Origin of the sequence: Synechococcus sp. H60.1 (assembly GCF_047462335.1) — a bacterium.
GTDB lineage: Bacteria > Cyanobacteriota > Cyanobacteriia > Thermostichales > Thermostichaceae > Thermostichus.
Genome location: NZ_JANSJA010000178.1, coordinates 1 through 7,458, shown reverse-complemented (window position 1 = coordinate 7,458; position 7,458 = coordinate 1). Strand labels below are relative to the sequence as shown.

Genomic DNA, 7,458 nt, shown 5'->3' with positions numbered 1-7,458 from the left:
CAGTTTAATGCTTGTGCAAAAGCATCCAGAGTCGCATCCAGCTTGGCGGCTTGCGACGCAGATACCTTGAGCTTGCAGGAGATAGTTAAAACTTGGGTCATGTTGCAACTATACGTTATCCGCATTCCTCCCGGCCCTGGCCCTACGGGTACAGGACGGGGCTCCTGCGGTTTCTAGCTGAAGATGTTATAAATGATCGAATGATTGAGATGCGAGCGCTTTGATGACTGTAAGCCCCCGCTTGTCAGCGAGGAGAGCGTCTCGTCTGTGGATTCTTGCTGCTGGCTTGGCGGGGAGGGGTAGTGGATGGTTAACCAGCGGATGCGAGGCCGTTCCTCTCCTGCCTCTGGGATCCTCCCCTTTGGCTCCTTGATGGTGCTGAGTGTTTCCGTTGGGGCCTTGGCGGCCTTGGGCTGGCAGTTGTGGCAGCTCCTTGCCCCAATGTTGGCTCCCCCTGCTCCACCCCAATTTCAGCGGGCGGTGCGCCCGGCTCCCTTGCCCAGCCCGACAAGTTTGCCTTCTCCCCCCTTTGTTCGCATCAGTGGGACAGAGTCCTTGCCGGCGGCGGGCACCATCGACCCTGAGACCTTTCCTCCCGGCAGCCGCGGGCGGGTGATTGAGCCGATTGGCCTGGCCATTCGCAGCCAGCCTTCTGCTGATGGAGCCTACCAAGGGGGAATTGTGGCGGGGGAAACGGTGACGGTGCTGGAGTACAGCGCCGATGGCCGCTGGCAACGGGTGCGGCGGGAGTTGAACGGTCAAGAGGGCTGGGTGCGGGCGGGCAATTTGGGCCCTGTGGAAGGGGCGACAGAGGTTGCTTCAGCCACAACTTCTGCAACTTCTACAGTCGAATCCACGCCTGACCCTACTCCTTTGCCGACTCGGCTTTCGGCAGCAACAAACATTGCCCCCGGCTCACAGGGGCGGGTGATCGAGCCAATTGGTTTGGCGCTGCGAGCCACTCCCGACCGGGAAGGGGCCTACATTGGTGGTGTGCCCATGAACGAGGTGGTGACGGTGTTGGAGTACAGCGCCGATGGCCGGTGGCAGCGCATCCGGCGGCAGAATGGGCAAGAGGGCTGGGTGCGGGCTGGAAACCTGGCGCAGGAGTAGCAAGATGCCCCAGCGGGGGATTGTGGTGCCCCGAAAGTTTGTGTTTGGCTAGGTCAGTAGCGCTAGCCGAACTCTAGGTGAAGCAACTCTTCTCTCCCTTGTGGGTCATTTCCTTCAGGGATCCCTTGGCCAAAGGGGTAGTTTTTGCTCTGGTGGCCCTGGGGCTGGCCTCTGGGATAACCGCTTGTCGCCCGGCGGCAAAACGGGAGGGGATCAGGGAGCCGCAGGCGATCTCTGCCTCGGCCAAAGGCACGCTGGAGCTATGGGCCAACGGCGAAGCATTCGTGCGGGAGGGGCTGGTCTCCAAGGACGGCTGGGCACTGCAGTTTGAGCATGTGTACGTGACGCTGGCAGATGTCACGGCCTACCAGACAGATCCCCCTTTTGATCCGCAAGGGGAGGAGGAGCTGCGGGCCAAGGCCCTGGTCAGCCTGACAGGCCCTCTCACGGTGGATTTGGTGCCAGCGGCGGGGGCAGAACGGGTTCTGCTGGGATCCCTGGAAGCTCCCCCTGGCCACTACAACGCCTTGGCTTGGCGCCTGGTGCCGGCAGCAGAGGGGCCGGCCAAGGGCTACTCCCTCTGGATCGAGGGCAAAGCCCGGCCAGCAAAAGGGGAGGGAGAGGGGATCCCCTTTGTGCTCAAGTTCAGCCCCGAGCTGGCCTTTGTCTGCGGCGAGTATGTGGGGGAAGCGCGCAAGGGCTTTGTCCAGGCGGGCCAGGTGGCGGATCTGGAAGCGACTTTCCACTTTGACCATCTGTTTGGGGATGGCAGCCTACCGCCGGAAGATGACCTCAATCGGGTGGCGCTGGGGTTTGCCCCCCTGGTGAAGCTGGATCCCCTCTCTCTGGAGCAGCGGCTAAAGGGGGGATCCGACCCTCTGGTCTGGGATGACCTGCAGGAAAGTGGGACGGCGTCCAAAACCCTCTTGGAGATCCTGCAGAACTTGGGCCACGTGGGGGAGGGCCACTGCCGCGCGTCCTCTGACCGCCTCGACAGGACGGGATCTTGACCTTAGGTCTTTGCCCTCAAGCTTGGGTGGCTTTTGCAGTCGAGAGATTGTCCTCTACTTTTGCCGACCGATGCACTTAGTCTGGCCAAAGCGCCTCCCTTTCTACACTTACTGGCAACTGAGCTGGCTGGCCTGCGGCCTGCTCTTGTCTACTCCGGCTTGGGCTCATGGGGTGGAGGCCTCTTGGCGGGCCGTTCCCACTTTCGAGATCCAAGCCCGCTACGATTCCGGCGAGCCGCTGCGTTCTGCCCGCGTCACGGTGTTTGCACCCACCGATCCCACCACCCCTTGGCAGGAAGGGCAAACGGATGAGCAGGGGCGATTTCTGCTGCAGCCGGATCCTGAGCTCAAGGGGCTGTGGCAGGTGCGCATTCGCCAGGCCGGCCACGGCGTGGTGGTGAATGTGCCGGTGGGCGAAGCGGCTATGCAGGCAGAAGGGATCCCCAGCGGCTCCTCCTTTGGCCCTCTGCAGCGGGGGGTTATGGCTGCCTGCATCCTCTGGGGGTGCTTGGGTACGGCCCTGTTTTTCTCCCGGCCCCGTCCCTCCCAAGGCCCAGAACTGCCCGACTCCCCAGGAGGTGCTGCCGCTTTGAGCCAGGACTAGCCATGCACATCAGCGAGGGCCTTCTGCCAGCACCGCTTTGGCTGGGGGGGTATGGCATCACTGCCCTGCTGACGGGTTGGAGCCTACACCTCCTCCAGCGCTTGGAAAAGGATCCCCGCCGCCAACTCCCCAAAGCGGCGCTGCTGACCGCCGCCTTTTTTGTTGCCTCCTCCCTTCACCTGCCTTTTCCTCCGGCCAGCCTGCACCTGCTGCTCAATGGCTTGCTGGGCGTGCTGTTGGGGGTCTTGGCCTACCCGGCAATTGTGGTGGGCCTGTTTTTCCAGGCGGTGGCTTTTGGCCACGGGGGGCTGACCACGCTGGGGATCAACGCCGCCATTATGGGGATCCCGGCGCTCTTGGCAGGGGGGATCTTTCGGGCAGGCCGGCGGCCAATGGGAGCTGGGTTGGCGGCCTTCTGGGCGGGAGCGGCGGGGGTGGGGCTGGCGGCGCTGCTCTTCTATGGGGTGGTCATGGCTGCTCTCCTAGGCGAGGGGGCGGTCTCCACCCAAGCAGAGCGCTTGGCCTTGGGCAGCTTGGTGATGGCCCACCTCCCTCTGGCAGCGGTGGAGGGGCTGTTTACCCATTGGGTGGTGCGGTTTTTGCAGCGGGTGCAACCGGATCTGTTGGGAGAAGATGCCAAAAGATAGGGCCGAGGTCGTCATCTCCCCGGAGCTCAGGGGAAGGCAGTTCTCCCCACCCGCTCCCCTCCCTCCCTCCCCCGCTTGGCTGCGCCGCTGGCGGCCTTTGCCCAAGCTGGTGGGCCTAGGAGCCCTGATGGCAGCTTGCGCCCAGGTGCAGCGCTTAACCTTACTGCCCCTAGTCTGGGTGCTGGTGGCTCTTCTCTGGGCGCTCTCCGGGTTGCCCCTGCGCCAAGGGCTAAGACGGCTGGCTGCTCCAGGCGCTTTGCTCATCGCCTTCGTTGCCCTTCTACCCCTAGTTGTGGGAGATACCATCCTCTGGCGCTGGGGATCCCTAGCTTTGCGCTGGGAGGGGCTGGAGAGGGCGCTCTGCCTTGGCGGGCGCAGCCTGGCCCTATTGGCGCTGGCAACGCTGCTGGTGGAGACCACCCCTCTGCCAGCCCTGCTGGCAGCTCTGCGGGCTGTAGGGATCCCCGACCTCCTGCTGGAACTGGCCTGGTTGACGCAGCGCTATTTGCAGGAGATAGGCGCCCAGTGGCAGCAGATGCAACGAGCAGCCCGCTTGAGGGGCTGGCAACCACGGGGATCCCTGTGGCGCCCGGGCCCGGCCTTGCGCCAAGACCTGCCCTTCCTGGCTGCTGCCGTAGGCACTCTCCTAGTGCGCAGCTACGAGCGCTCTGAGCGCGTCTATCAGGCCCTGCGCCTGCGGGGCTACGGAAAAGCGCCCTTGCTCCCAGAAGAGAGGGCAGGGGATCCCTGCAGTTGGGCGGCCAGCGGTCTGGCAGTGGCTGTAGCTCTTGGCTTGGTGTGGGTTCAACTTGGGGGGTAGGCCGATTGAGCTGGTGGGCAGACGATCCTCCTCCCCGCCTTCAGAAGCGAAGCCCAACTAGAACTAGAATAAGAGAGCTTTAATTTCTGGTGTCGCCATTTTCTCGGCCTCTCCTGTGGCTATGAACCGGTTGGAGACCGCTTTGCCTACACCCTCTCGCGGCCCTGTCGCTCCTCCAAAGGAAGCACCGGCCGTTGCCGTTGTGCACCTGGGCTGTGAGAAAAACCGGGTGGACACAGAACACATGATGGGTCTGCTGGCCCAGGCGGGCTACCGGGTGGAAGGGGATGAAGACAGCGCCGACTACGTTATCGTCAACACCTGCAGCTTCATCGAGGCGGCGCGGCGGGAGTCGGTCAGCACCCTGATGGAGCTGGCGGTACAGGGCAAGAAGATCATCATCGCCGGCTGCTTGGCGCAACACTTCCAAGAGGAGCTGCTGCGGGAGATCCCCGAGGCAGTGGCCATTGTGGGCACTAGCGACTACCACCAAGTTGTCCAGGTGATTGAGCGGGTGGAGCGGGGAGAGCGGGTTAACGCCGTTACCTCCAGCTTGGACTACATTGCCGATGAGACCGTCCCCCGCTATCGCACCACCCACGCGCCGGTGGCCTACCTGCGGGTAGCTGAAGGGTGTGACTATCGCTGCTCTTTCTGCATCATCCCCCACCTGCGGGGCAAGCAACGCTCCCGCTCCATCGAGTCTATCCTGCGGGAAGCAGAACAGCTGGCTGCAGAAGGGGTGCAGGAGCTCATCCTCATTTCCCAGATCACCACCAACTACGGGATCGACCTGTACGGGGAGCCACGGCTGGCCGAGCTCATCCGCGCTCTAGGCCAGGTTCCCATTCCCTGGATCCGCATGCTCTACGCCTACCCCACGGGCATCACCCCAGCCGTGGTGGAGGCCATTGAAGAGACGCCCAATTTCTTGCCCTATCTGGATCTGCCGCTGCAGCACAGCCATCCCGAGATCCTCAAGGCCATGAACCGCCCCTGGCAGGGCCAGGTCAACGACCGGGTCATCGAGCGGCTGCGCCAGGCGCTGCCCAACGCTGTGCTGCGCACCAGCTTTATTGTGGGCTTTCCCGGCGAGACGGAGGAGCACTTCCAGCATCTGTTGGACTTTGTGCAGCGCCACCAATTTGACCATGTGGGGGTGTTTACTTTTTCTCCTGAGGAAGGTACCCCTGCCTACCACCTCCCCCACCCAGTGCCTGAGCGCGTCAAAAAAGAGCGCCGCGCCCGCCTAATGCAACTGCAGCAAGGGATCGCCTTCCGCCGCAACCGCGAGCAGGTGGGCCGGGTGGTGCCTGTGCTCCTGGAGCAGGAAAACCCCCGCACCGGCGAGTGGATTGGCCGCTCCCCCCGCTTTGCCCCTGAGGTGGACGGGGTGGTGTACGTGCGCGGGCCGGGATCCCTGGGATCCCTGGTGCCGGTGCAGATTACGCGGGCCGAGCCCTACGATCTCTTTGGCCAGGTGGTGGAGGCACCGCCAGGCTTTAGCTGGAGCGGACGGTAAGATAATCTGGTTGGAGTATGGCCAGTGCAGATGAGCTAAAACAGGCGGCGGCCCAGGCGGCAGCTCAAAAGGTCCAGTCGGGCATGGTGGTGGGCCTGGGCACGGGATCCACAGCCGCTTTTGCCGTGAGTGCCCTGGCGGAGCGGATGCAAAAGGAGGGGCTGCAGTTTATCGGGGTGCCCACCTCAGAGCGCACAGCGGAACAAGCCCGCTCGCTAGGGATCCCGCTGGCCACGCTGGAGGAGCACCCGCGCCTAGATTTGGCCATTGACGGCGCCGATGAAATTGAAGTGGGATCCCTCAACCTAATCAAAGGAGCGGGGGGAGCTCTGCTGCGGGAAAAATTGGTGGAGGCCAGCGCTGCCGAGCTCATCATTATTGCCGATGCCTCCAAGAAGGTGCCGCATCTGGGCACGCGCTTTCCGGTACCGGTGGAGGTGGTGCGCTTTGGCTGGAAGACGACCCTAGCGCGGGTGGAGGCCCTGGGCTGTCAGGCGGTGCTGCGGCGCAATGCCGACGGGGATCCCTACCTCACCGACGAGCAGCACTACATCCTCGACTGCCAGTTTGGCCCCATCGCCGATCCAGCCAAGCTGGCTGAGCAACTCAAGGGAACGGTGGGGGTGGTGGAGCACGGCCTGTTTATCGGCATGGCCACGGAGGCCATTATTGCTAGCCCTGAAGGGATCGAGACGCTGCGGCGGAGCTAAGGGCCAACTCGGCTGCCAGCAGGATGGCCTGCTTGAGGCTCTCGGCCCGGGCCACCCCTTGCCCGGCTATGGCAAAGGCGGTGCCGTGGTCGGGGGAGGTGCGGATAAAGGGCAGCCCCAGGGTCAGGTTGACGGCCCGGTCAAACGCCAGCAGTTTTACAGGGATCAGGCCTTGGTCGTGGTAGAGGGCCAGGTAGGCGTCGGCCACGGCGGGGGATCCTTGGCCATACCAAGCCTGGGCGGGAGCCAGCCACATGGTATCGGGGGGGAGGGGCCCCCAGATTTTGGCGTGGGGATAACTACCTAGCAGCTCCGCCAGCCACTCCTGCTCCTCTGAGCCCAGTTGCCCCTGTTCGCCGGCATGGGGGTTGAGGCCAGCCACGGCAATGACGGGATCGGCAATTGCAAAGAGCTGGCGCAGGGATCCCGCCAGCAGGTCCAGCTTTGTGCGCACCAGTTCGGGGGTAAGGGTGAGGGGCACCTGGCGCAAGGGAATATGGGTGGTGGCCAGCAGAACTCGGAGCTGCCAGCCGCTGTGGGGGGAACGGGCCACAAACAGCATGCCGTAGCGCTCGCGCCCGCTGAGCTGGGCCAGGACTTCGGTCTGACCGGGAAAGGGGTAGCCCGCCTGGTGCCAGAGGTATTTGGCGATGGGGGCGGTCACGATCCCCTGGAACTGCCCCCGCAGCGCTTCTTCAATAGCTGCTTTCAGGTAGCCAAAGCTGGCTGCCCCGCTCTGGGCATCCCCCCGACCCACGCGCGAGGGCTCTAGGTGGAAGCCGCTGGGGCACTCCAGGACTGGGATCCCTGCCGGGTCGGCTAAGGGATCCGTTACCCCTTTTGCTTTCAAGAGGCGGTGGGTAGCCTGCAAAACCTGCCGCTCGCCTACTACGGTTATCTGGGCGCAGGCCTGCACTTGGGGATCCGCCAGGGCCTTGAGCACAATTTCCGGCCCAATCCCCGCCGGATCTCCCAACGTCAGAGCCAGCTTTGGCAGCACTGAGCTCATTGGATCCTCCCAAAGGGGGAACC

At 63.7% G+C, this 7,458-nt stretch carries 8 protein-coding genes; 7 read left to right on the top strand and 1 reads right to left on the bottom strand.

All coding sequences use genetic code 11. The features are described 5' to 3' along the window. Positions 1–306 precede the first annotated feature (306 nt). The 7 genes from NW852_RS09120 to rpiA all read left to right on the top strand — a co-directional run bounded on the left by NW852_RS09120 (position 307) and on the right by rpiA (position 6,426). A complete protein-coding gene (locus NW852_RS09120) occupies positions 307–1,113 on the top strand; it encodes an SH3 domain-containing protein (RefSeq protein WP_414366559.1) in 807 nt (268 codons plus the stop codon). Between the two features lie 77 nt (positions 1,114–1,190). After that, complete coding sequence (locus NW852_RS09115; protein ID WP_414372519.1) at positions 1,191–2,123, top strand: hypothetical protein; 933 nt, start codon at positions 1,191–1,193, stop codon at positions 2,121–2,123. A 70-nt stretch (positions 2,124–2,193) separates the two neighbouring features. After that, positions 2,194–2,727 (top strand): hypothetical protein, encoded by a 534-nt coding sequence (locus NW852_RS09110; protein ID WP_414372517.1) that lies wholly within the window; start codon positions 2,194–2,196, stop codon positions 2,725–2,727. Between the two features lie 2 nt (positions 2,728–2,729). Next, positions 2,730–3,374 carry a cobalt transporter CbiM gene (gene cbiM / locus NW852_RS09105; RefSeq protein WP_414426668.1) on the top strand — a complete coding sequence of 215 codons (645 nt, stop codon included), beginning with the start codon at positions 2,730–2,732 and terminating at the stop codon, positions 3,372–3,374. Further along, positions 3,361–4,194 carry a cobalt ECF transporter T component CbiQ gene (gene cbiQ / locus NW852_RS09100; protein WP_414426667.1) on the top strand — a complete coding sequence of 278 codons (834 nt, stop codon included), beginning with the start codon at positions 3,361–3,363 and terminating at the stop codon, positions 4,192–4,194. The genes cbiM and cbiQ overlap by 14 nt, the downstream gene beginning before the upstream one ends. Before the next feature lie 142 nt (positions 4,195–4,336). Beyond that, entirely contained in the window at positions 4,337–5,716 is a 1,380-nt protein-coding gene (gene rimO / locus NW852_RS09095) for a 30S ribosomal protein S12 methylthiotransferase RimO (RefSeq protein WP_414366550.1), read from the top strand. Between the two features lie 17 nt (positions 5,717–5,733). Continuing rightward, positions 5,734–6,426 (top strand): ribose-5-phosphate isomerase RpiA, encoded by a 693-nt coding sequence (gene rpiA / locus NW852_RS09090; protein WP_414366549.1) that lies wholly within the window; start codon positions 5,734–5,736, stop codon positions 6,424–6,426. On the opposite strand, the gene pdxA is transcribed toward rpiA, so the two are convergent. After that, positions 6,389–7,435 (bottom strand): 4-hydroxythreonine-4-phosphate dehydrogenase PdxA, encoded by a 1,047-nt coding sequence (gene pdxA, locus NW852_RS09085; protein ID WP_414426666.1) that lies wholly within the window; start codon positions 7,433–7,435, stop codon positions 6,389–6,391. The genes rpiA and pdxA overlap by 38 nt on opposite strands. Positions 7,436–7,458: the final 23 nt, after the last annotated feature.